This is a genomic window from Streptomyces sp. NPDC053542 (assembly GCF_044544685.1).
Lineage (GTDB): Bacteria > Actinomycetota > Actinomycetes > Streptomycetales > Streptomycetaceae > Streptomyces.
This window is the reverse complement of sequence record NZ_JBITXL010000007.1, coordinates 329,150-352,309: the sequence shown is the minus strand read 5'-3', so window position 1 is coordinate 352,309 and position 23,160 is coordinate 329,150. Positions and strand designations below refer to the sequence as shown.

The window sequence follows — 23,160 nt, the reverse complement described above, 5'->3', positions numbered from 1 at the left end:
AGGGAGTCGCGTTGTCCACGCCCTCGTATCTCACCGGCCTCATCGGTTCCGGCATCGGCCCCTCGCTGAGCCCGGCCCTGCACGAGCGGGAGGCCGACCGGCACGGCCTGCGGCTGCTCTACCGGAGGCTCGACCTGGACACGCTGGGCGTACCGGCCGAGTCCGTCGGCGAGCTGATCCGCGCCGCGCGTACGCTCGGCTTCGATGGACTCAACATCACGCACCCCTGCAAGCAGCTGGTGATCGAGCACCTCGACGAGCTCTCGTCCGGCGCCGCCGAGCTGGGCGCGGTCAACACCGTCGTCTTCCGGGGCGGCCGCACGGTCGGTCACAACACCGACGTCACCGGCTTCACCCAGTCCTTCGCGCGCGGCCTGCCCGGCGCCGCGACCCGCGAGGTCGTCCAGATCGGCGCGGGCGGCGCGGGCTCCGCCGTCGCGCACGCCATGCTCTCGCTCGGCACCGACCGGCTCGTCCTCGTCGACACCGACGCGGTACGGGCCGGTGCGCTCGCCGACGCGCTGACCGCCCGCTTCGGCGCCGGCCGCGCCACCACCGCCGGCCCGGACGCGCTGGCCGCCGTACTGCCCGGCGCCGACGGCCTGGTGCACGCCACGCCCACCGGCATGGCGGCCCACCCCGGCCTCCCGCTCCCGGCCGGACTGCTCCGTCCCGACCTGTGGGTCGCCGAGGTGGTCTACCGCCCGCTGGAGACCGAACTCATCCGTACAGCAAGGGAGTTGGGCTGTCGGACGCTGGACGGCGGCGGCATGGCCGTCTTCCAGGCCGCCGACGCGTTCCGGCTCTTCACCGGCCAGGAGCCGCACGCCGAAGAGATGCTCGCCGACCTCGCCGACCTGGTCGGCGCGGCCGCGGTCTGAGGAGGTCCTGATGCGCAAGTCCATCGCCACGGTGTCGCTGAGCGGCTCGCTCTCCGAGAAGCTCAGCGCCGTCGCAGCGGCCGGGTTCGACGGCGTCGAGATCTTCGAGAACGACCTGCTGGCCAGTCCGCTCAGCCCCGAGGAGATCCGGCTGCGCGCCGCCGACCTCGGCCTGTCCATCGACCTCTACCAGCCGTTCCGCGACTTCGAGGCGGTCCCGGAGGAGGTCTTCGCGCGCAACATGCGGCGCGCGGAGCGGAAGTTCGCCGTCATGGAGCGGCTCGGCGCCGATCTGATGCTGGTGTGCTCCAGCGTCTCGCCGGACGCCGTCGACGACGACGCGCTGGCGGCCCGGCAGCTGCGCGCCCTCGCCGAGCGCGCGGCCGGACACGGCATCCGCCTCGCCTACGAGGCGCTGGCCTGGGGCCGGCACGTCAACACCTACGACCACGCCTGGCGCATCGTCGAGCAGGCCGACCATCCGGCGCTCGGCACCTGCCTGGACAGCTTCCACATCCTCTCGCGCGGCTCGGACCCCAAGGGCATCGAGGACATCCCCGGCGAGAAGATCTTCTTCCTCCAGCTGGCCGACGCGCCGAAGCTCGCGATGGACGTCCTGCAGTGGAGCCGGCACTACCGCTGCTTCCCCGGCCAGGGCGGCTTCGACCTCGCCGGGCTGCTCGGCCACGTACTGCGCGCCGGCTACTCCGGGCCGCTCTCGCTGGAGATCTTCAACGATGTCTTCCGGCAGGCGGACGCCGGGCGCACCGCGGTCGACGCGATGCGCTCGCTGATCGCCCTGGAGGAGGCCGCCGGGCTCAGCAGCCTGCCCGCGCCGGTCGTCCCGGACGGCTTCGCCTTCGCCGAGCTCGCCGCCGCCGACACCGAGCCGCTGCGCTCCCTGCTCGGCTCGCTCGGCTTCGTGCGCGCGGGCCGGCACACCGGCGGCAAGCCGGTGGAGCTGTGGCAGCAGAACGAGGCGCGGGTACTGCTCAACACCGTGAGCGGTGCGCGCCGCGAGGGTCCGGGGCTGGTCGCGCTCGGGCTGGAGAGCCCGGAGCCGGCCGCCGCGGTGCGCCGCGCCGAGTCGCTGCGGGCACCGGTCGTGCCCCGCCGCCGGGCGCCCGGTGATGTACCGCTGGACGCGGTGGCCGCGCCGGACGACACCGAGCTGTTCTTCTGCCGTACGGACCGGGAGGACCATCCGAGCTGGACGGCGGACTTCGGCGCGCCGGCGCCGCAACGTGGCACGGCGGGGATCACCCGTATCGACCATGTCGCGCTGGCCCAGCCCTGGCACCACTTCGACGAGGCGGCCCTCTTCTACGCGAGCGTGCTGGGCCTGCAGCCCAACGAGAGCCTGGACCTCGCCGACCCGTACGGCCTCTTCCGCAGCCGTGCCGTCGCCAACGCCACCGGCAGCCTGCGGATCGCGCTGAACGTGGCTCCCGTCCCGGGCGAGCAGGAGGTCCGGCCGCAGCACATCGCGCTGGCCACCGACGACCTGCTCGCCACCGCGCGCCGGGTGCGCGAGGCGGGCGCGGGCCTGCTGCCCATCCCCGACAACTATTACGACGACCTCGACGCGCGGTACGGCCTCGACCCCGAGACCCTGGACGCCTTCCGCGCGCTGGGCATCCTCTACGAACGGGACGCGGACGGCGGGGAGTTCCTGCACTGCTACACCGTCACCGTCGGCCGGGTCTTCTTCGAGCTCGTGGAGCGGCGCGGCGGCTATCAGGGATACGGCGCGGCCAACGCCACCGTACGGCTGGCGGCGCAGCACACGGCCGACGCGGGCAGCCGCCGGTCATGAGGGAGCGGTCTCCAGTGCGGTGTGCACGGCGGCCGCGAACCGTTCGAAGTTGAGGACGAAGCGCTCGGCGTCCTCGGCGGTGTGCTGCACGGAGAGCGTCCACTGTTCGGTCTTGCCCCAGGGCGGCAGGAAGACGCCGCCGTTGTGCTGGTACAGCCAGTGCAGATGGCCCCAGCGGTCGTCGTAGGCGAGGAAGTCCCGGAAGTCGCGCAGCCGTTCGGTGAAGATCACCGAGCCCTTGGCGCCGTGCGCGGCCACGTATCCCGGCAGGCCGTACCGGCGCAGCGCGGCCTCGACGCCCCCGGTCATCCGCGACCGGAGGGCGTCGAAGCCGCGGTAGGCGTCCTCGGTCAGTACCTCGGTGAGCATCGCGCGGGTCGCGGCGAGCATCATGGGGTTGCCGTTGAAGGTGCCGACCTGTTCGTAGGTGTGGTCGGCGATGCGGTCCATCAGCTCGCGGGTGGCGCCGACGGCGCCGCACGGGATGCCGCCGCCCATGGCCTTGGCGAGGCACACGATGTCCGGGGTGGTGCCGAAGAGTTCGGTGGCGCCGCCGGGGGCGATCGCGAAGCCCGTCTTGACCTCGTCGTAGGCGAGGTGGGCGCCGTGCCGGTGCAGCAGCGCCTTCAGCTCGGCGTGGTAGCCGGGCGGCGGGACGATCAGGCCGATGTTCATCATGACCGGCTCGATGATCATGCCGGCGATCTCTCCGGGGTGCTCGGCCAGCACCCGTTCGACCGCGCCGAGGTCGCCGAACGGCACGACGAGCGTGAGGTCGGTGATCTCGGTGGGGTAGGCAGGGCCGTACGGTACGGAGCGCGGCCGGTCGTCGGGGCCGATGTCCTCGGCGACGCGGGCGTAACCGGACACCTGTACCGAGTCGTGGTGGCCGTGGTAGCTGCCCTCGACCTTGAGGATCTTCTTGCGCCCGGTCGCGGCCCGCATCAGATGGACGGCGTCCATCGTGGCTTCCGTACCGGAGTTGGTGAACCGCCACTGGGGCAGTCCGAACCGTTCGGCGAGCAGCCGGGTGACCGGGATCAGGTCGCGGGTGGGCTGGGCGAAGTGGGTGCCGTGCCGCACGCGTTCGGTGACCGCCGCGACGATCGCCGGGTGGGCGTGGCCCGCGAGGCCGACGCCGAAGCCGCCGTGCAGGTCGACGTAGTCGGTGCCGTCCACGTCGCGGACGTGCGCGCCGTGCCCGTCCTCGATCCAGACGGCGACGGGCGGCGAGTCCTGCCAGGCGGAGGCGACCCCGCCGGCGAGCGACTCCCGTGCCTCGGCGCGCAGCCGGGCGGAGCCGGCGGTGCGGTCGGTGAGGATCTTCTCCTGCTCGGCGATCAGTTCGTCCAGGGCGCGTGCGCGGGTTTCGTCCAACGGCTGCGTCATCGTGCTGGTCTCCCTACGCTCATGGGGCGTTCCACGACCAGGTTTCGTAGAAAAGTTACGGTAGGTCTTCTACGGAGACAATGGCGCCTACGAAGACAATGGGGCCGACAGAGGGGGCAGCAGCACAATGCCGGGAAAGACCGCGATGCCGGGAACCAGCAAGAAGACGCGGCGCACCCGCCGTTCACCCGCGGAGACCCGGGCCCTGATGCTGGAGGCGGGCGTCGAGCTGGTGCGCCGGCACGCCGCCGACACCTCCGACCAGGCGCTCGCCGGGCCGCTGGCGCACATCAGGCTCACCGAGGTCGCCCGGCTCGCCACCGAGATCGCCGCGGACCGGCAGCCGGGCGTCGGGCGCGCGCAGCCGATCACCACCGGCGCGATCTATCCCCTTTGGCCCACCCAGGCCGACTACCAGGCGGAGCTGATGTTCCACCTGCTCGGCCCGGACGCGTATCCGGAGGACCGGGACGCGGTGGCCGAACTGCTGGCGCTGGCGGACACCACGGCGCCGGTCGAGGCCATCCTCACCACGGTCGCCGCCGGCTACCTCGAACGCGCCCGCGCCAACCCGCTCACCTACGTCTATCTGACCTTCTACGTACTGGGCGAACACCCCAAGGTCCGCGAGGCCGCCCAGGGCGGCTACCGCCAGCTGGGCCTCGGCTACGCGACCGCGCTGGAACGCCTGCTGGCCCGCGAGGGACGCCGGCCGGCCCCCGGCCGCACCGTCGCCGACTTCGTCGTCTCCCTCCTCGCCGTCCTGGAGGGCTTCTGCCTGCGCGCCCGGGTCGACCCCGGCACTCCCCCGCCGGACGATCCGGCGCCGCGCGCCCCGCTGCCCGAGCTGCTCGGCGCCACCCTCACGGCCCTCTGGCACTCCTTCACGGAGCCGGACCCGGCTGCCTGACCGCGGGGCTCACCCCTCCTCCGGTACCTCCACCGCCGAGGAGCGGCGGTTCCAGGCGCGGGGCGCGCGCCAGTGATAGCGCAGGGCGAGCAGTCGGACGGCGAAGGCGACGACCGCGGCCGCCGCGCTGGTGCCGGGGTTGAGGGACTCGAAGCGGATGCACAGGACGACGATGGCGGAGCCGACGATGGCCGGCACGGCATAGAGGTCGCGGTCCCAGCGCACCAGTGAGGGGACCTCATTGGCGATGATGTCGCGCAGCACGCCGCCGCCGACGGCCGTGGCCATGCCGAGGGTGGCGGAGGCGGTGAGGCCGAGCCCGTACTCGTACGCCTTGGTGGTGCCGGCCACGCAGAAGAGGCCGAGGCCGGCCGCGTCGAAGACGTTGACCCCGGCCTGGATCCGCTGGACCTGCGGGTGCAGGAAGAAGACGAGGACGGCCGCGACCAGCGGGGTGAGGAAGTACCCGAGGTCGGTGAAGGCGGCCGGCGGCACGGCACCGATGATCAGGTCGCGGAACAGCCCGCCGCCGAGCGCGGTGACCTCGGCGAGCACGGCGATGCCGAAGATGTCGAAGTTTTTGCGTACGGCAAGCAGCGCACCGGAGATCGCGAAGACGAAGATCCCGATGAGTTCGAGCGTGTGCTGGACGGTGGGCGTGAACAGTTGCTGGAGCACACGGCATTCTTACGTGTGGAGGACGTAGTGGAGCGTGACGTTCCACACTGCGGGCGGCCACGCCTCCCCGGACGCGGCCGCCGGACGGTCAGCTGATCTGCCGGCGGACCAGCTCGTGGAAGAGGCCGCCGGTGTCGGCGAGCAGGTCGGCGGGGGTGCCCTGCTGGGCGACCCGCCCGTCGGACATGACGATCACCCGGTCGGCGTCCATGATCGTGGAGAGCCGGTGGGCGATGACGACACGGGTGGCGTTGAGCGTGCGGGTGCTCTCGGTGACCACCCGCTGGGTCTCGTTGTCCAGCGCGCTGGTGGCCTCGTCGAAGAAGAGGATGCGCGGCCGCCGGATCAGCGCCTGGGCGATCATCAGCCGCTGCCGCTGGCCGCCGGAGATCGAGCCGCCGCCGTCGGAGAGCATCGTGTGCATGCCCATCGGCATCCGCTTGATGTCCTCGGCCAGGCCCGCCATCTCCGCGGCCGCCCACGCCTCCTCCTGCGTGAACATCTCGGCGCCGCAGATGCAGTCGAGGATGGAGCCGTTGAAGGGCTGGGCGTTCTGCAGCACCACGCCGCACTGCCGGCGCACCGCGGCCTGGTCCAGGGCCGCCAGGTCCTGGCCGTCGTAGAGGACGCTGCCGGAGACCGGGCGGTCGAAGCCGATGAGGAGGCGCAGCAGAGTGGACTTGCCGCAGCCGCTCGCGCCGACGACGGCGACGAACTCGCCGGGCCGCACCTCGAAGGACACGTCGTCCAGGACGAGCGGCCCGTCGTCGGAGTAGCGGAAGGAGAGGCCGCGGGCCTCGATACCGCCGTCGAGGATGCCGGGCTGGGTCGAGCCGCCGCGTACTTCGGGGCGCTCGTCGAGGACCGGCTTGATCTGCTCGAACATCGGCAGCACGGCGAACGCCTGGAGGCACGCGCCGGTCAGCTGGGTCACCGAGCTCAGCATCATCGTGACGGCGGTGTTGAAGGTGAGGAACTCGGCGGCCGAGAGCACGCCGCGGGCCGGGCCCGCGAGCAGCATGAACATCACGAGGGTGCACAGCGGCAGGTAGACCGCGTTGAGCACGGTGGTGAGGTTCTTGATCCGGCCGACCTTCTGCTGGAGTTCCCGGCTGCGGGCGAACTCCCCGGCCCACGCGCTGTACGCGAAGCTCTCGGCGGCGGCGACGCGCAGCTTCGGCAGCCCGCGCAGGGTCTGGAACGCCTGGTTGTTGAGCTTGTTGGTCAGCTCGATCAGGCGGCGCTGGGAGCGCAGCTGCCACAGGCCGAGCAGCAGGAAGACGGCGGCGATGCAGAGCAGCATGGCGATCGCGACGACGGCCAGCTTGGGGCTGTAGACCAGCAGCAGGACGAGGTTCATCGCGCCGACCGTGCCGGCCTGCACGGCGACCGAGCCGATGCCGGACAGGATGCGGCGGATGCCGCTGATGCCCATCGCGGCGCTGGCCAGCTCGCCGGTGGAGCGCTCGCTGAAGAACTTCGTGGGCAGCCGCAGCAGCCGGTCCCAGATGGCCGGCTGGAGGGTGGACTCGATGCGTCCTTCGATGCGCAGGATGGAGGTGTTCTCCAGCAGCATGAAGGCGGCGGAGACCAGGCTCGTCGCGATCAGTGCGATCGTCGTCTGCACGATGAGGCCGCGCTCGGCGTTGGGCACGTACTCGCCCAGCACCTTGCCGGTGGCGATCGGCACGAGCGAGCCGAGCAGCACGGCGATGAGTCCGCCGATGGCGAGGTTGCGCAGGTCCAGGCGGGTGCCGCGCATGCTGAAGCGGATCAGCCGCAGGGCGCCCATGGGGCGGTCGGGCAGCGGCGGGTAGAGCATGACGGCGCGCGGTTCGAGCGCCGCCGCCTGCTCCTGGTCGAGCCGGGTGCGGGTGTCGTCGGCCGCGACCGCTTCGTAACGGCCCCGGCGCCACAGCAGTGCCACGGGCTCGCCGGTCTCGGTGCGGTGGCCGATGAGCGGGCCGCTGTTCTCGCGCCACCACCGGCCGTCGAGCTTGACGACGCGGGTGCGGATGCGGGAGCTGACGGCGATCCGCTCGACGGGGCTGAGCCGGTCGTTCGCCGTGCCGCCCTCCTTGGGCGAGGTCAGCGTGATCCGGGCGGCGGCGGCGACCTTCCGGCAGACGGCGAGGGTGGCGTCGTCGGTGGCGCCGGTCTGCGTGCCGCCGCGGCCGGTGGAGCCGATGGAGGACAGCAGGGTCTGGTCGGCCTGCGAGCGGGCCGCCTCGCCGGCCTTGATGCCGGCCGCGGTGCGGTCCTCGTGGGCGCGCTCCAGCCGCTCGATCCAGCGGTCCAGCGCGGACAGCAGCCGGAACTGCTGGTCGACCATCCGCTGCCACATCGTGGCGTCGATGAGCAGGTCGGCGGCGGCCTCGGCGCTGTAGTGGGCGCCGTACTGGAGGCTGCCGGGCTCGACGGGCATCCAGAGGATGTTCTCGTCGGCCGCCCCGTCGGTGCCGTCGCTCTCGCCCGCCTCGTACTCGCCGTCCAGCGGCGCTTCGAAGAGCACGCGCTGGCTGCGGCCGACGCCGCGCGCGAAGGCGTCCTCCAGCGGGCTGAGCGCGGGATCGTAGGCGTACTCGCCGGTCTCCCAGGCCGGGCCGACGTACCGGCCGTACGCGTCGTACTCCGCGCCGCCGTACTCGGCCCGGAACAGCTCGCGCAGCTGGATGCGGCGGACCGCGCAGCCCGCGAGCGGCCGGGCGACGAGGGTGTGCTGCGGGCCCTCGACGGGGCCGAGGAGCAGGGTGCCCGGGGCGAGCCGGCCGAGGAAGTACCAGTGGCCCTGCTGGGCCGCGTCGACCGCGAAGAGGTCCATCGCGCCGCCGGTGACCAGCCACAGCACGTGCGGCCCTTCGAGCGGCAGGCTGCGCAGGCCCGTGCAGTCGACTTCGGTGCCGAGGCCGCCGAGGGCGTGCAGCACGGTGTCGTCGGCGGCCGTGCCGGTGGCCGCGGGGTGCGGGGTTGTCACCTGATCAGGACTCCTTGACCAGCTCTGCGTACGCGCCCTGGGCGGCGACCAGGTCCTCGTGCCGCCCGCGCTCGACGACCGTGCCGTGGTCCAGGACCACGATCTCGTCGCTGTCGCGCACCGTGCTGAGGCGGTGTGCGATGACGACGCAGGCGCAGCCCAGGCGCCGCAGGTTGTCCATGATGATCTGTTCGGTCTCCGCGTCCAGCGCGCTGGTGACCTCGTCCAGGACGAGGATGGAGGGGCGCCGGACCAGGGCCCGGGCGATCTCCAGGCGCTGCCGCTGGCCGCCGGAGAAGTTCCGGCCGTCCTGCTCGACGCGGCTGTGGATGCCGCCGGGTCGGCGGGCCACCATGTCGTACGCCGCGGCGTTCTTCAGCGCCTCGATGACGGCCTCGTCGGGGATCGAGGGGTCCCACAGCGCGACGTTGTCGCGGACCGTGCCCTCGAAGAGGAAGACGTCCTGGTCGACGAAGGAGACCGAGGAGGCGAGCGCGCCGCGGGAGATGTCCTCCAGCCGCTGCCCGTCGATGTGGATGGTGCCCTCCCAGGGGCTGTACAGGCCGGAGATCAGCCGGGAGACGGTGGACTTGCCGCTGCCGGAGCCGCCGACGAGGGCGACCTGCTGCCCGGGCCCGACGGTCAGCGAGAAGTCGGTGAGCAGCGGCTTGTCCAGCGGGCTGTAGCCGAAGGTGATGTGCGTCAGCTCCACGTGGCCCTTGAGGCGGCGGGTGGACGCGACCGGCTCGGGGCGGGTGTAGAGGGAGTCGACCGGGAAGGACTCGACGTCCTTCAGGCGGGCGACGTCGGCGGCGAAGTCCTGGATGCGGCCGGCCATGCCGTTGAGCCGGGTGATGGGCGCCGTGAAGTTGGTGACCAGCGCCTGGAAGGCGACAAGGAGACCTACCGACATATGGCCTTCGACCGCGCGCAGTCCGCCGATGAGCAGGATGCAGGCGCTGTTGAGGGCGGCGAGGGTGGGCGCGACAACGGCGAGCCAGGAGGTGGGTACGCCGAGCCGCTGCTGGCCGTCCAGGGTGGTCGCGTGCTGTCCGGCCCAGCGGCGGAAGTAGCCGTTCTCCCCGCCGGTGGCCTTCATCGTCTCGATGAGCTGCAGACCGCTGTACGAGGTGTTGGTCAGCCGGGCGGTGTCGGCGCGCAGCTTCTGGGTGCCGGTGGCGCGCATCCGTACGACGATGCGCATCGCGGCGACGTTGAGCAGCGCGACGGCCACGCCGATGAGGGTGAGCTGCGGATCGTAGGACCACAGCAGGAACGCGTAGAGGATGACGACGACCGCGTCCACGGCGGCCGCGGCGAGGTCCCTGGCGAGGGTCTCGGCGACCGTGTCGTTGGTCTGCAGGCGCTGGACGAGGTCGGCGGGGTTGCGTTGCGCGAAGAAGGTGACCGGCAGCCGGAGCAGATGGCGCAGGAAGCGGGCGCTGCTCAGGGTGGAGGAGATGATGCGGCCGCGCAGCAGGTTCGCCTGTTGCAGCGCGGTGAGCGCGGCGGTGAGCACGAGCGTGGTGCCCATCGACGCGAAGAGCACTCCGAGCAGCGACGTCTGGTCGCCGATCAGGAACATGTCGATGTACGTACGGCTCAGCGCGGGCACCGTCGCACCGACCACGACCAGCAGGAAGCTGGCGAGGACGGCGGCGAGCATGGTGCCGGAGGTGCCGCGCAGCCGGGGCGGCAGGGCGCCGAGGACGCCGGGCTTGCGGCCGCCCTTGCGGAAGTCCTCACCGGGCTCGAAGGTCAGCACGACGCCGGTGAAGCTGGTGTCGAAGTCCTCGGCGGGCACGAAGCGGCGGCCCCGGTCGGGGTCGTTGATGAACGCGCCCTTGCGGCCGAAGCGGCGCCCCATGCCGTCGAAGACGACGTAGTGGTTGAACTCCCAGAAGAGGATGGCCGGGGTCCGGACCTCGGCGAGCGCGGCGGGCTCCATCTGCATGCCCTTGGCCTTCAGGCCGTAGGCGCGGGCCGCCTTGAGGACGTTGGAGGCGCGGGAGCCGTCGCGGGAGACGCCGCACGCGATGCGCAGCTCCTCCAGCGGGACGTGCCGGCCGTAGTGGCCGAGGACCATGGCGAGCGAGGCGGCGCCGCACTCCACGGCCTCCATCTGGAGGATGGTGGGCGTACGGACCGTTTTGCCGGCGCCCTTGGCGGCTCCGGAGCCGCCGGAGCGGCGCCGGTCGGGCTTGGTGTTCGGGCGGTGCCGGCCGCGGCCGCCGGGCGGCAGCGGGGGCGGCGCCGGGGCTTCGGACGGCGCGGTCACGGGAGGAGCCAATCGATCGGGCGCTGCGCGGTGAGGTGGATCGCGCCGGTGACGGGCGTCATGGAGCCGATCGCGTTCGGCGGGCCGTCGGCGTTGGACCACTTGTAGCCGGACTTCGTGTCCTTGGAGCGCTCCAGCTCGACGAGGACGGCGATCGGCTGGCCGTCCGCCGTGAACTGCTCGCCGAGCTCGCGGTCGCCGAGGAAGCCGGCGATCTGGCGGCTGCTCTGCGGCGCCCGGCCGACGGCCTTGACCTTGCCGCGGAGCACGCCGTACTGCTGCGTGGGCACGGACTGGACGGTGAGGTCGACATCGGCGCCGACGGGGACGGTGGCGGCGCTGCGGCTGGGTACGTACACCATCGCCACCAGCGGTTCGTGCGCGCTCTGGACGCGCTCGACGCTCGCGACGTCGGCACCCATCGTGACCACCGAGCCGATCTTGCCGACCAGGCTGGTGACGCGGCCCGGCGCCACCGCGCGGACGGCGCGGTCGCCCTGTGCGGTGCGCACCTTCAGTACCGGCGCTCCGGCCCGGAGCTGCTGGCCCTCCTTGGCGAAGATCTCGGTGACCTGGCCGGCGACCGGGCTCTGCAGGACGTAGCTGCCCTGCGGGTGGGTCAGGATGCCGGGTGAGGTCAGCTTGGAGGACACGGACCCGGTGACCGCCCAGAAGGCGGCGACGGCCATCACGACGACGGTGACGGCGAGGACGAGGCCGCCCTGCGGCCGGGCGTAGCGCACGGGCAGGTCGAGCTCTTCAGGCGACTGGAGCTTGGCCAGCGCCTTTTGCCGGAACTGCACGGAACTTTTCCCTCGACTGCTTTTGTCTCATTCGGTGCCGACGCATACACCAAAGGGCAGCGCAGGCGAAAAGGCGACCCAATGGGACACGCGCGACATGGCGCACCAATGATCCATGAAAATACCCGCTGTTCGGGCATACCAAGGCATGACCGTAACACAGGCGGAAAAGCCCGTACTTGACGGGCGATGACGGCGGCCGAAGGCGTCCGTGCGCCCCGGAGCAAATGCTCCGGGGCGCACGGCAAACCTATGGGTACGGATATGTACCAATAGGTCGAGTCACGCCTGCGGCGGTGAGGCCGAGAGCGGCGATGCGACTCAGAGACCCTGGGTCAGGCCCTCGACGGTGCCCACGGCGTTGATGCCGGCGGTCTGCTGCACGGTGCCGTTGACCTGGCCGAGGGTGCTGCTGACGGTGCCGCCGGTCAGACCGTCGACGGTGCCGACGACCTGGTTGACGGTGCCCGAGACGCCGAGGCCACCGGCGATGGCGTCCAGCTCGGCGTCGGCGATCTCAGCGGTCTCGACCTGGGGGGTGAAGTCCATGACTTGCGTTTCCCTTCAATTACTGTGGGTCATACTCGAATAACACGGAAGTCGGCGGCAGAACATAACCCGGCGGCCATATCGGTCATTTACCGAATGGAAACCGGGGAGGCATTCGCACAACTCCCGCGTCGAAATGATCCAAGCACGCCAACTGCTAGCCGGGCCAACCCGCTTGCGGCGGCCGGTCGGCACATTCCACCGGCACCGGACCATCGCGTGCAGTTTTATGCACGGCTTGGTGACGAGTCCTTCACAAGAACGTTTACCCGCAGGCCGGCGGCGGCGCGCGCACGCCGGACCCATCCGGACATACCCGCGCCAAGCCCCGGACGCGCGCGGGCCGCCGCGCGCCGGCCGGCACACACTGTGCCGCCGATGCGCGGGCGATGTGCAGATTCTTTGAAACCCGCCTGCGCGGCTCAACCTCACGGCCGCGGCGGCATCCGCGCCGGCCCGGCGCGACCGAGGGGTCAGGGCACCGAAACCCCGCCGGGCAGCGCCGCGCGCCAGCCGCGCAGCGTCTCCAGTACCCGCTCCAGCTCGCCGACGATCCGGTCCAGCTCGCCGGCGGTGCGTGCGTCGCAGGAGTACGGCAGCCGGCCCTCGGCCTCGATCACGCCGACCTCGACCACCGGCGACGTCCGGCCGGACGCACCTTCTTCACACATGATGCGGAAGTGGAACTGCGGGAAGCCCCGCTCCGGCTGCGCCGAGAGGTTCCAGCCGACCGGTTCCGCCAGATGCATGATCCCGTCGTGGCCACCGGCCTCGGCGGCCGTGTGCACACGCCGGCACCACACCGGGCACACCACGGGCCGTACGGCCAATGTCACGGGATCCAGCATTTCGTCCGTCATATGCACATTATCCGGCCGGTATGCCTCATGCGCTCTTGAACGACGCGCGGGAGGCCCCACTTGGGCGCGCCCGCGCGCGGGATCAGCCGGAGGCCCGTACCAGCAGTTCCGGCGTGAGCCGGACCGTACGGCTCGGCCCCACGGCCGGGCCCGCTCCCCCGCCCGGCGTCCGGTCCCCCGACCGCTCCGCCAGCAACCTGGCGGCCTCCGCCGCCAGTTCGCCGACCGGCTGGCGGACCGTGGTCAGCGCCGGGTCGGCCAGGCCCGCGAAGGGCACGTCGTCGAAGCCGGTGACCGCGACCTCGCCGGGCACGTCGGCACCCAGCTGGCGCAGCCGCTGCAGGGCGCCGACGGCGATCAGGTCGTTGGCGCAGACGATCGCGTCCGGACGGGACGGCCAGATGCGGTCGACGGCCTCCCGCCCCCACGCCACGGAGAAGTCGCCCAGCTCGACCCGGCCGGGGGCCTGCGGGTCCAGGGCGGCCGCGCCCGCCTCGTACGCGGCGCGCCGCTCGGCCGCCGTCGAGGTGGTGCCGGCCGCCCCCACGAACCAGGGCCGGCGGCGGCCCATCGCCGCCAGGTGATCCAGTACGAGGGCCATCCCGGCCGCGTTGTCCACCGCGACCGAGTCGGCGACGCCCGGGCCGCAGCCACGGTCCAGCAGCACCACCGGCACCCGCCGCGCGGCGTCCGTGACGGCCTCCCGGCTGAGCCGCTCGTCGACCGGTATCAGCACCAGCGCGTCCACCTGCCGGTCCAGGAACTCCGCGATCCGGGCCGCCTCGGTCGCCGGGTCGTCGTCGCAGTCGGCGAGCAGCAGGGCCCGCCCCGCGGCGTGCAGCGCGTGCTCCAGCTCGCGCACGAGCACGGGGAAGAAGGGGTTGGTGATCTGCGGCAGGACCAGGCCGACGGTGCCGGTGGCCCGGCGGCGCAGCGCGCGGGCGACATGGTTGGGGCGGTATCCCAGCCGCGCGGCGGCCTCGCGTACCGTACGGGCGGTCTCGGCACCGACCGGGCGGGTGCCGGCGAGCACGCGGGAGACGGTGGCGACGGAGCAGCCCGAGGCACGGGCGACGTCCTTGAGGGTGACTTCGGCCACGGTCGCGCCCTTCGCTCGGCTCGGCTGCGCGCCTGCGAGCGGCGTACGCTGCGGCAACGGCGGGCAAACGTTATCACCGGGCAGCCGCCGGGCACTGTGGGATGAATCATTGACAACCGACCCGGTATACGGGTGAACTCTTCGCGGCCCTTTGGAGAACGATTTCCCACGCTCTCCCGGAGGGGTCACCGCACCACCGTTCAACAGGGCAAAGGGGCTCGACCGTTGGCCAGAAAGATCATCCTCGACTGCGACCCGGGGCACGACGACGCGATCGCCATGCTCCTGGCCCACGGGAACCCCGACATCGAGCTCGTCGCCGTGACGACCGTGGTCGGCAACCAGACGCTGGAGAAGGTCACCCGCAACGCGCTCTCCGTGGCGCGGATCGCGGGCATCACCGACGTGCCCTTCGCCGCCGGCTGCCCGCGTCCCCTCGTACGCAACATCGAGACCGCCGGTGACATCCACGGCGAGACCGGGCTGGACGGCCCCGTGCTGCCCGACCCGACCTGCGTCCTGGACGAGCGGCACGCCGTCGATCTGATCATCGACACCGTGATGTCCCACGAGCCGGGCGAGATCACCATCGTCCCGACCGCGGGCCTCACCAACATCGCGCTGGCCGCCCGCAAGGAGCCGCGCATCGTCGAGCGGGTCCGCGAGGTCGTCCTGATGGGCGGCGGCTACCACGAGGGCAACTGGAGCGCGGTCGCCGAGTTCAACATCGTCATCGACCCCGAGGCCGCGCACATCGTCTTCAACGCGGGCTGGCAGGTCACCATGGTCGGCCTGGACCTCACCCACCAGGCGCTCGCCACCCCCGAGGTCGTCGAGCGGATCGCCGCGCTCGGCACCAAGCCCGGCAAGTTCGTCGAGGAGCTGCTGGAGTTCTTCGGCACCACCTACCGCGACCACCAGGGCTTCGAGTCGCCGCCGGTGCACGACCCGTGCGCCGTCGCGTACGTGATCGACCCGGACGTGATGACCGTGCGCCGGGCCCCGGTCGACATCGAGCTGACCGGCACCCTGACCAAGGGCATGACCGTGACGGACTTCCGCGCGCCGGCCCCGGCCGACTGCCGCACCCAGGTCGCGGTGAAGCTGGACCACGGCCGCTTCTGGGACCTGGTCGTGGACGCCCTGGAGCGGATCGGCGACCCCGAGCTGATCGGCGAGAACCCGCAGAAGCCCGGAGACGTACTGGCATGAGCGCATCCACCACGACGGGGCAGCCCTCGGGCGGCCTGACGGAGAGACCCGGCGTCCGGGTCGGTGTCCTGCTCACGGCGCTGCTGGCGGCGTGCTTCGCCTTCCAGCTCAACGCGAGCATGCTGAGCCCCGCGCTCAAGAGCATCGAGGACAGCCTGCACGCCACCTCGGCGGAGATCGGCCTCACCCAGACCGCGTTCTTCACCTCGGCGGCGCTCTTCTCGCTCTTCCTGCCGCGGCTCGGCGACGTGATCGGCCGCCGCAAGGTGCTGGCCGGGATGATGGCCGTGATGGTCGTCGGCTGCGTCATCGCCGCGCTGGCGACGAGCGTGCCGATGCTCTTCGCGGGCCGCGTCCTCCAGGGCGTGAGCGGCCCGACCGTACCGCTGTGTCTGATCATGCTGCGGGTCGAGGTCACCGAGCCGAAGAAGTACGGCACCCTGCTCGGCGTGATCACCGCGGTCAACGGCGGCATCGCGGGCGTGGACTCGCTCGCGGGCGGCTACCTCGCCGACCAGTACGGCTTCGGCGCGGTCTTCTGGGCGATGGCGATCGTCGCGGCGCTCGCCGCGGTGCTGGTCGCCACGATGACCCGGGAGTCCACCGCGCCCGTGAAGAGCCGGATGGACTGGCCCGGCGTCCTCCTCCTCGTCATCTCGGTCGGCACCCTGCTGACCGCGTTCAACGAGGCGGGCAAGCTGGCCGCCGCGAACTGGCCGCTGATCGCCGTGCTCGTCGTCATCGCCGCGCTCGCCTTCGCGCTGTTCTGGCGTACGGAGAGCCGCAGCGGCCACCCGCTGGTCGCCACCCACCACCTCAAGCAGCGCTCGACCTGGGCCCTGCTGCTGACCACGGTCCTCACGATGACCGGCGTCTTCGCCGTCATGAACGGCCTGATCCCGGCCTTCGCACAGGACGCGCACGCGGGTCTGGGCATGTCGGCCGAGGCGTCGGCGTGGTGGACGCTGACGCCGTACGCGCTCGCCGGCCTGGCGATGGGCCCGCTGGCCGGCCGGCTCTCCGCGACCTTCGGGTACGGCCGCATCCTGCGGTTCGGGCTCGTCGGCACGGTGGTGACCATCGTCCTGATGATCGTCACCAACGGCAGCCACTCCCGGGTGCTGCTCCTGGCGATGTCGCTGCTGGTCGGCATCGCGTACGCGGGCGTGGCGAACATCGTCCTCAACGGGCTCGGCATCGTGCTCTCCCCGCGCGAGAACCCGGGCTTCCTGCCGGGGCTGAACGCGGGTGCGTTCAATCTGGGGGCGGGGCTGAGCTTTGCGGTCTTGTACGCGGTGAAGACCGCGGCCGTACCGTCCGACCCGTCCTCGCCGTCGGACTACACCGCCGCGATGATCGCGGGTGTGGTGATCATCGCGGGGGCGTTTGCGGCGTCCTTCTTGATCCCGAAGCCGGTGTCCGCCGAGGCGGACGGATAGCCGACGGACCGACGGTCGGGGTGCGTGACGGTTGTTCCCTCACGCACCCGCCGTCGTGGCTGGTCGCGCAGTTCCCCGCGCCCCTAGCGGCGCAGGTATGAGCCCAATCGCTCTATCGCTGCCGGGTTGCGCGGGCTCTCCACCAAGTCCGCATAGTCCAGCGTGACGATGCGCTTGTGCTTGATCGCGGAGACGTTCGCCAGCGGCTTGTAGTGCAGCAGGAACTGCTTCTTCTGCTCGGCGGTCGTGTCGCCGTAGTCGTTGATGACGATCACGTTGGGGTCGCGCTCGACGACGGTCTCCCAGCCGACCGTCGTCCAGGAGTCGGCGAGGTCGTGGGTGATGCTGTGGCCGCCCGCCTTGGTGATGATGTCGTCCGGGGCCGCGTAGCGGCCCGCCGTGAACGGCTTGTCCTGTCCGCTGTCGTACAGGAAGACGTCCGGCCGGTCCGCACCCTTCGGCGCCTTCCGCCGTACCTCCGCGACCCGCGCCTTGGAGTCCGCGATCAGGTTCCGTGCCCGGTCCTCCACCCCGAAGAGCTTTCCCAGCTGGGTGAGGTCGGTGTAGAGCGCCTCCAGCGGCGGCATGATGCCGCGTGCCGAGCCGCGTCCGTTGTGGCAGGACTCGGTGAGGACGTAGGAGTCGATGCCGAGCTTGCGCAGGGACGCCGGGGTGAGGCTGCCCTCGCGGAAGCCGTAGTTCCAGCCCGCGAAGACCAGGTCGGCGCGCGCGTCGACGGCCAGCTCCTCGGTGATCTCGTCCTTCGACAGCCACTTCGCCTTCTCGTACCCGTCCTTCCAGGGCACGCCGCTCAGCTTCCCCTTGTCGTCCGGCATGACGAACCCGGCCATCCGGTCCTCCAGGCCCAGCGCGAACATGATCTCGGTGATGCCGACGTCGTTGGTCACCACCCGCTCGGGCACCTTGTCGAAGGTGAGCTTCCTGCCGCAGTTCTCGATGGTGACCGCGGACCCGCGGGCATCCGGTGCGGCCTTCTCCACCTGCGCGCCGCACCCGGTAAGGGTCAGCGCGAGAAGGGCGGCGAGCGCGGTCGCCGGGCGTCGTACGGACATGGTCACTCCTGGTCGTTCAGGTCGAAGAGCAGCTGGACGGCGCCGGTCACCGGGTGCGTGACGCGATGCGCCCGTACGCCGAACACCTCGGCCAGCAGCCGGGGTCGCAGTACGTCGTGCGGCGGGCCGGAGGCGACCACGTGGCCGCCGTCGAGCACGTACAGCAGGTCGCAGTGGCTCGCGGCGAGGTTCAGGTCGTGCAGCGCGGCGAGCACGGTGAGGCCGCTGCGGCGCACCAGGGACAGCACCTCCAACTGGTGGGCGATGTCCAGGTGGTTGGTCGGCTCGTCGAGGACGAGGACCCGGGGCTGCTGGGCGAGGGCGCGGGCGATCAGGACGCGCTGCTTCTCGCCGCCGGAGAGCGAGCGGAAGCCGCGCCCGGCGAGGTGGGCCGCGCCGACCCGGTCCAGCGCCTCGGCGCAGAGCGCGGCGTCGGCGGCGGAGCGCCCGCCGAACGGGGAGCCCCGGTGGTGCGGCAGCCGGCCCATCGCCACCACCTCGGCGGCGGTGAAGTCGAATTCGGCGGCGGACTCCTGGGGCAGCGCGGCCAGCCGGCGGGCGGCGGCGCGCGCGTCCATCGCGTGCAGGTCGTCGCCGTCCAGCCGTACCGTGCCCGCGGTGGGCCGCAGCGCCCGGTACACGCAGCGCAGCAGCGTGGACTTGCCGCTGCCGTTCGGCCCGACCACCCCGACGACCTGCCCGCTGTCGGCCCGCAGCGCGATGTCCTCGACGATCCGCGCCCCCGCGAGCTCGACCGTCACGTCTTCGACGTCGAGGCGCATCACCGGCCGCCCCCGAACGCGTAGCCACCGCGCCGCATCAGCAGCAGGAAGCACGGCACGCCGAGCACGGCGGTGATCACGCCGACGGGTATCTCGGCGGGTGCGAGCAGCAGCCGTGAGACGAGGTCCGCCCAGACCAGCAGCACGGCGCCGGCGAGCGGCGCGAGGACCAGCACCCGCCGGTGGTCGGCGCCGACGAGCATCCGTACGACGTGCGGCACCATCAGCCCGACGAACCCGATCGCGCCCGACACGGCGACGACCGCGGCGGTGACGGCCGCGGTCACCACGAACAGCTCGGTGCGCAGCCGGCCCGCGCGCACGCCGAGGGCGGCGGCGGTCTCGTCCCCCATCGCGAGCGCGTTCAGGTGCCCGGCCCGGGCGCCGAGGTACCCGATGCCGGCCAGCACGGTGACCGCGGCGAGCGGCACCGAGCCCCAGGTCGCCCCGCCCAGGCTGCCGAGCAGCCACATCATCGCGGCCCTGGCCGCCTCGCCGCGCTCGGCCCGGAAGACCATCAGCGTGGTGAGGGCGGAGAAGCCGTACGACAGGGCGGTACCGGCGAGGACGAGCCGCAGCGGCGTCAGTCCGTATGCCGTACGCGCCGCCATGTAGACGAGCACCATCGCCACGAGTGCCGACAGGAACGCGGACACCGACAGCGCCCACACGCCCAGCGCGGCGAACGCGCCCCACAGCAGTACCGCGTTGGCGCCGACCGCGGCGCCGGAGGAGACGCCGAGCACGAAGGGGTCGGCGAGCGCGTTGCGCACCATGGCCTGCACGGCCACGCCGACCGAGGCCAGCCCCGCGCCGACCACGGCCGCCAGGACGGCGCGCGGCAGCCGTATCTCCCAGACGATGGTGTACGCGGCGACCTCGTCACCCCGTATCGTCCCGCCGCTCAGCCCGGCCCCCAGGAAGCGCAGCGTCTCGCCCCACGTCACGCCGGACGCGCCCAGCCCGACCCCGCACAGCAGGGAGACGAGCAGGAGCAGGGCGAGCACGGCTGCGGAAGCGGGGACCGGGAGGCGGCGAACCGCGGGCGGTCCGGCCGCGGCGGGTGCCGGGGCGGTGGTCATGGCGGGCACGGGCGGGCGTCCTTCGCCTCGGGCCGCGTCCGTACGTACAGGGGGCGGCGCACCCGGCGCCGGGCAGGCTCCGTCGCGTCATCCCTCTCGCAGTCCGCGGCGAGCAGTCGGGAGATGTGCCACCCCGCGGGTCATCGGACTCACGCGACCACTGCGTACGGCCCACTGCGAAAGGGCCGCGGCACGCGCTCGCGCACACCGTTGCGGGTCAGCGCCGGACTCTCACCGGACTTCCCCCACGGGACACAGTCGCAGCCTAACAGCGCCCCAAACCGACAGAACACGGGCTCGGCCGGACCCCCGCGCCGGTGCGCGGCGGCCCGGCCGGGCCGGTCGGTCACCGCATCGGTTTCAGCGCCCCGCCGTGATAGCGGACGCCCGGGTTCCACAGGAGGAAGGAGTGGATGCCGTCGTCGGCCGCCGCGCGGAGCTGGGCGGATACTTCGGCGTCGCCGTAGGAGACGCCGAGGGAGAAGTCCTGGATCCAGGGGACGATCTGGGCGTCGGTGTGGCGGGTCTTCTTCGCGAAGTCGGCGAGGGACTTCTTGGTGATGGGGTACGGCTCGGAGTTCGGGTCGGAGACGCCGTACTCGCCGGGGGCCCAGTGCGAGGGGTAGATCATCGGCGCGATGTAGTCGCACTGCTTCGCGAGCGCGCCGATGTCCTGGGCTATCTCCTTCGGGCGGGTGACCGCTATGCCGAAGACGGAGACGCCGAGGAAGGCGCCGTGCTCGCGGGCGACCGCGCGGGTCCGCGCGACCAGGCCGGTTATCGAGTCCTCCGGTGAGGTCTTGCCGAGGCCGGGGAAGGACATGCCGCTCAGCTTGCCGTCCGGGCGGCGGATGTAGTCGTAGAGGATGTCGTCGAAGCCGAGCTTCGCGGCCTCGGCGGCGAGGTCGAGGTGGTACTGGCGGACGTCCTCGTTCGCGAAGTTGGTGAAGGAGAGGGAGCCGTACTTGGAGCCCGCGCCGTACGGGCCGCCGTCCGGGGTGCGGACGACCCGGTCACGGTGGCCGTCCTTCCAGGACGCGGAGGCCAGGATCGGGTCGCGGAAGGCGACGATGCGGCCGACGACCGCGCCGCCGGCCGCGTGGATCTCCTTGATGGCCTTCTTCGCGTCGTAGTAGCCCTTGGCCGCGCCGATCCGCTTCGCGAGCGGCACCTTCGAGTCGTAGCCGATCTCGCCCAGCTCGTCCTTGATGTCGAGCTGGACGGCGTTCAGCTTGCCCTCCTTGAGCAGCTTCAGCACCGGCTCGCGCAGCTGGTCCGAGGCCCATGCCTGGCCGCTGACGTGCACCGCGCGCAGCAGCGGCCGGCGTACCGTCACCACCGCGTCCTCCCGGGCGGTGTTCCCGGCCGCGTCGGTGGCGACGGCGGTGGCCTTGGCGGGCGGCCGCGGGAGCCGGACGGCGAAGCGGCCGTCCTTGCCCACGTCCGCCTTCCGGCCCGCGACCGTCACGGCGGTGGCGCCGTGCGCGCGCCCCTTGACCGTGACCGGCCCGCGCAGACTCCGGCCCTCGGGGTCGGCCACCGCGAGCTTCGGCGGCGTCGTGTCGACGGTCAGCTCGCGGGTGAGCTCGGAGCCGCCGCCGAGCATCGAGCCCTCGGTGGCGACCTTCAGCTCGTGCGTGCCGTCCCGGGTGCCTTCCAGACCCAGCGTCAGCTGCCGTCCGGACGTACGGACCGGCACGTGCTTGCCGTCGAGCGTGACCTCGGCGCCGCGCAGCCGCTCCCCCTTCGGCGCGGTCACCGCCACCCCGCCCTTGTGCAGCGCGTCGGCGTTCACCACGCCGCCCGCCGGCAGCCCGGCCAACCGGAAGGCGGGCGCCCGGTACTGCCGTACGAGGAGCACGCCGCCGACCACCAGGGCCATGGCCAGGACACCGGCCAGAAGAATGACGAGCGCTCTGCGCGGGGAACGAGTACGGGAGGAATCAGCGGAAGTAGAGGAAGTGGAGGAATCCGATGGATTCAGGAAAAGCTTCTTCCAGTTGAGCCGCATTGGCACGCCCTTTCCAGGAGGTCTCGTGCATCTCCGTCGCTCGCGTCCGGTCCCTCTCCGCCGGCCCGGCCTCGTCGTCCTGTCCCTGCTGACGCTGGCCGCGTCGGCCGTCTCCTGCGCCGAGTCCCGCGGTGGTGCGCCACCGCCGGAACCCTCGGCTCCGAAAACCGCCAGTGGTCCGCAGGATTCCCCCTCGGCCCGGCCCGAACACCCGTCACGGCCCAAGTCACCGGCCTCGGTGCACGCCAACGAGCTCGGTGCGGTACCGGTGCTGATGTACCACCAGATCGTGGACAAGCCACGCAGCGCGTACGACCGCAGGCCCGCCGACTTCCGCGCCGAGCTGGAGCGGCTGGCGAAGGAGGGCTATGTGCCGGTGACCGCCGGCGCCTACAGCGCGGGGAAGATCGACATACCGGCCGGGCGGCACCCGGTCGTGCTCACCTTCGACGACTCCACCGACAGCCAGTTCGCGCTCGGGGACGACGGCCGGCCGGCCGCGGACTCCGCGGTCGGCATCCTGCGCGACGTGGCCCGGCGGCACCCGGGGTTCACGCCCGCCGCCACCCTCTTCGTGAACGGCGGCGCGTTCCCCAAGACGGGAACGAAGAAGGCGCTGCGGTGGCTGCACGGCCACGGCTTCGAGGTCGGCAACCACACGCGGGACCACGCCAACCTCCGGGACATCTCCGCGGGCGCGGCGCAGCAGCAGATAGCCGCCGGCCAGCAGGTCATCGAGGAGAGCGTGCCGGGCGCGAAGGTGACCTCGCTGGCCCTGCCGTTCGGCGTCCAGCCCAATCCGCCCGGCCTGGACGTCAAGGGGGCGGCGGACGGGGAGCGGTACGCGTACGACGGTGCGTACCTCGTCGGCGCGGGCCCGGCCCCCTCCCCGTACGCCACCGCCTTCGACCCGGTCGGCATACCCCGCATCCGCTCGGCGGGCGCGCACGACGAGGACGCCCAATTCGGCTCCGCGCACTGGCTGGACGAGCTGCGCGACGGGGCGGTCGCGCGGTACACGTCCGATGGCGATCCGGATCGCGTCTCCTACCCGGAGTCGGGCTCGGCCCGGCCGGCGAAGGAGTTCCGGGAGCGGGCGGAGCCGTACTGAGCCGCCCCTGATCCGCCCTGGTCGGTCTTTGGCCGGTCCTTGGTCCGTCCTTGGGCGCATAGCAGTGAGGCGGGGGGGGGGGGGCGGGGGGGGGGGGGCGCGCCCGCCCCCCGGCGCCCCCCCCCCCCCCCCCCCCCCCACCCCCCCCCAAAAAACCGCCCCCCCCCCCCCCCCCCCCCCCCCCCCCCCCAAACCCCCCCCCCCCCCAAAACC

Annotated in this window: 18 protein-coding genes and 1 riboswitch; of the genes, 6 read left to right on the top strand and 12 right to left on the bottom strand. The window is 72.2% G+C overall.

Annotation, left to right across the window (positions count from 1 at the left end):
• Window positions 1-11: 11 nt before the first annotated feature.
• Entirely contained in the window at window positions 12-881 is an 870-nt protein-coding gene (locus ACIGXO_RS22025) for a shikimate dehydrogenase (protein WP_399789309.1), read from the top strand.
• Window positions 882-891: 10 nt separating this feature from the next.
• Window positions 892-2,697 (top strand): bifunctional sugar phosphate isomerase/epimerase/4-hydroxyphenylpyruvate dioxygenase family protein, encoded by a 1,806-nt coding sequence (locus tag ACIGXO_RS22020; RefSeq protein ID WP_399789306.1) that lies wholly within the window; start codon window positions 892-894, stop codon window positions 2,695-2,697.
• Here ACIGXO_RS22020 and ACIGXO_RS22015 read toward each other — a convergent pair.
• Window positions 2,692-4,086, bottom strand: a complete 1,395-nt coding sequence (locus ACIGXO_RS22015; RefSeq protein ID WP_399789304.1) for an aspartate aminotransferase family protein — start codon at window positions 4,084-4,086, stop codon at window positions 2,692-2,694. The genes ACIGXO_RS22020 and ACIGXO_RS22015 overlap by 6 nt on opposite strands.
• Window positions 4,087-4,213: 127 nt before the next feature.
• On the opposite strand from ACIGXO_RS22015, the gene ACIGXO_RS22010 reads away from it, so the two are divergent.
• On the top strand, window positions 4,214-4,996 hold the full coding sequence (locus tag ACIGXO_RS22010; RefSeq protein WP_399789301.1) for a hypothetical protein: 783 nt from the start codon (window positions 4,214-4,216) through the stop codon (window positions 4,994-4,996).
• Between the two features lie 9 nt (window positions 4,997-5,005).
• Here the strand turns inward: ACIGXO_RS22010 and ACIGXO_RS22005 are convergent, their stop codons facing one another.
• From ACIGXO_RS22005 to ACIGXO_RS21975, 7 genes are all read right to left on the bottom strand, one after another.
• Window positions 5,006-5,674: a trimeric intracellular cation channel family protein gene (locus ACIGXO_RS22005; RefSeq protein WP_399789298.1), complete on the bottom strand. Its 669-nt coding sequence runs from the start codon at window positions 5,672-5,674 to the stop codon at window positions 5,006-5,008.
• Between the two features lie 88 nt (window positions 5,675-5,762).
• Window positions 5,763-8,648, bottom strand: coding sequence for an NHLP bacteriocin export ABC transporter permease/ATPase subunit (locus tag ACIGXO_RS22000; RefSeq protein ID WP_399789296.1), 2,886 nt, complete (start codon window positions 8,646-8,648; stop codon window positions 5,763-5,765).
• 4 nt (window positions 8,649-8,652) lie between these two features.
• Window positions 8,653-10,926, bottom strand: coding sequence for an NHLP family bacteriocin export ABC transporter peptidase/permease/ATPase subunit (locus tag ACIGXO_RS21995; protein ID WP_399789294.1), 2,274 nt, complete (start codon window positions 10,924-10,926; stop codon window positions 8,653-8,655).
• Window positions 10,923-11,729, bottom strand: a complete 807-nt coding sequence (locus ACIGXO_RS21990) for an HlyD family efflux transporter periplasmic adaptor subunit (RefSeq protein WP_399789292.1) — start codon at window positions 11,727-11,729, stop codon at window positions 10,923-10,925. Before ACIGXO_RS21990 ends, ACIGXO_RS21995 begins: the two co-directional genes overlap by 4 nt.
• 321 nt (window positions 11,730-12,050) lie before the next feature.
• Window positions 12,051-12,278, bottom strand: coding sequence for a type A2 lantipeptide (locus ACIGXO_RS21985; protein WP_399789289.1), 228 nt, complete (start codon window positions 12,276-12,278; stop codon window positions 12,051-12,053).
• 473 nt (window positions 12,279-12,751) lie between these two features.
• Complete coding sequence (locus ACIGXO_RS21980; protein ID WP_157847600.1) at window positions 12,752-13,138, bottom strand: DUF6907 domain-containing protein; 387 nt, start codon at window positions 13,136-13,138, stop codon at window positions 12,752-12,754.
• Window positions 13,139-13,220: 82 nt separating this feature from the next.
• Window positions 13,221-14,237, bottom strand: a complete 1,017-nt coding sequence (locus tag ACIGXO_RS21975; protein ID WP_399789285.1) for a LacI family DNA-binding transcriptional regulator — start codon at window positions 14,235-14,237, stop codon at window positions 13,221-13,223.
• A gap of 225 nt (window positions 14,238-14,462) precedes the next feature.
• Here ACIGXO_RS21975 and ACIGXO_RS21970 point away from each other — a divergent pair, with 225 nt between their 5' ends.
• Together ACIGXO_RS21970 and ACIGXO_RS21965 are read left to right on the top strand one after the other, a co-directional pair.
• Window positions 14,463-15,449, top strand: coding sequence for a nucleoside hydrolase (locus tag ACIGXO_RS21970; protein ID WP_399789283.1), 987 nt, complete (start codon window positions 14,463-14,465; stop codon window positions 15,447-15,449).
• A complete protein-coding gene (locus ACIGXO_RS21965; protein ID WP_399789279.1) occupies window positions 15,446-16,888 on the top strand; it encodes an MFS transporter in 1,443 nt (480 codons plus the stop codon). The genes ACIGXO_RS21970 and ACIGXO_RS21965 overlap by 4 nt, the downstream gene beginning before the upstream one ends.
• Before the next feature lie 83 nt (window positions 16,889-16,971).
• Here the strand turns inward: ACIGXO_RS21965 and ACIGXO_RS21960 are convergent, their stop codons facing one another.
• The 4 genes from ACIGXO_RS21960 to ACIGXO_RS21945 all read right to left on the bottom strand — a co-directional run bounded on the left by ACIGXO_RS21960 (window position 16,972) and on the right by ACIGXO_RS21945 (window position 21,707).
• Window positions 16,972-17,961, bottom strand: a complete 990-nt coding sequence (locus tag ACIGXO_RS21960) for an ABC transporter substrate-binding protein (RefSeq protein ID WP_399789276.1) — start codon at window positions 17,959-17,961, stop codon at window positions 16,972-16,974.
• Between the two features lie 2 nt (window positions 17,962-17,963).
• A complete protein-coding gene (locus ACIGXO_RS21955; RefSeq protein WP_399789273.1) occupies window positions 17,964-18,743 on the bottom strand; it encodes an ABC transporter ATP-binding protein in 780 nt (259 codons plus the stop codon).
• Complete coding sequence (locus tag ACIGXO_RS21950) at window positions 18,743-19,825, bottom strand: FecCD family ABC transporter permease (protein WP_399789697.1); 1,083 nt, start codon at window positions 19,823-19,825, stop codon at window positions 18,743-18,745. The genes ACIGXO_RS21955 and ACIGXO_RS21950 overlap by 1 nt, the downstream gene beginning before the upstream one ends.
• 137 nt (window positions 19,826-19,962) lie before the next feature.
• Window positions 19,963-20,071, bottom strand: a riboswitch (cobalamin riboswitch).
• A gap of 100 nt (window positions 20,072-20,171) precedes the next feature.
• The gene (locus ACIGXO_RS21945; protein ID WP_399789270.1) at window positions 20,172-21,707 is read right to left on the bottom strand and encodes a putative glycoside hydrolase; all 1,536 of its coding nucleotides are present in this window, start codon (window positions 21,705-21,707) and stop codon (window positions 20,172-20,174) included.
• A 154-nt stretch (window positions 21,708-21,861) separates the two neighbouring features.
• Between ACIGXO_RS21945 and ACIGXO_RS21940 the strand changes: the two genes are divergently transcribed.
• Window positions 21,862-22,947 (top strand): polysaccharide deacetylase family protein, encoded by a 1,086-nt coding sequence (locus tag ACIGXO_RS21940; protein WP_399789267.1) that lies wholly within the window; start codon window positions 21,862-21,864, stop codon window positions 22,945-22,947.
• The last annotated feature ends 213 nt before the right edge of the window (window positions 22,948-23,160 follow it).

Excerpts from the sequence above, each read along its gene's own strand:
- ACIGXO_RS22020 (WP_399789306.1), top strand. The coding sequence starts at position 892 with ATGCGCAAGTCCATCGCCACGGTGTCGCTGAGCGGCTCGCTCTCCGAG.
- ACIGXO_RS22015 (WP_399789304.1), bottom strand. The coding sequence starts at position 4,086 with ATGACGCAGCCGTTGGACGAAACCCGCGCACGCGCCCTGGACGAACTG.
- ACIGXO_RS22010 (WP_399789301.1), top strand. The coding sequence starts at position 4,214 with ATGCCGGGAAAGACCGCGATGCCGGGAACCAGCAAGAAGACGCGGCGC.
- ACIGXO_RS21985 (WP_399789289.1), bottom strand. The coding sequence starts at position 12,278 with ATGGACTTCACCCCCCAGGTCGAGACCGCTGAGATCGCCGACGCCGAG.
- ACIGXO_RS21980 (WP_157847600.1), bottom strand. The coding sequence starts at position 13,138 with ATGACGGACGAAATGCTGGATCCCGTGACATTGGCCGTACGGCCCGTG.
- ACIGXO_RS21965 (WP_399789279.1), top strand. The coding sequence starts at position 15,446 with ATGAGCGCATCCACCACGACGGGGCAGCCCTCGGGCGGCCTGACGGAG.
- ACIGXO_RS21960 (WP_399789276.1), bottom strand. The coding sequence starts at position 17,961 with ATGTCCGTACGACGCCCGGCGACCGCGCTCGCCGCCCTTCTCGCGCTG.
- ACIGXO_RS21955 (WP_399789273.1), bottom strand. The coding sequence starts at position 18,743 with ATGCGCCTCGACGTCGAAGACGTGACGGTCGAGCTCGCGGGGGCGCGG.
- ACIGXO_RS21950 (WP_399789697.1), bottom strand. The coding sequence starts at position 19,825 with ATGACCACCGCCCCGGCACCCGCCGCGGCCGGACCGCCCGCGGTTCGC.
- ACIGXO_RS21945 (WP_399789270.1), bottom strand. The coding sequence starts at position 21,707 with ATGGCCCTGGTGGTCGGCGGCGTGCTCCTCGTACGGCAGTACCGGGCG.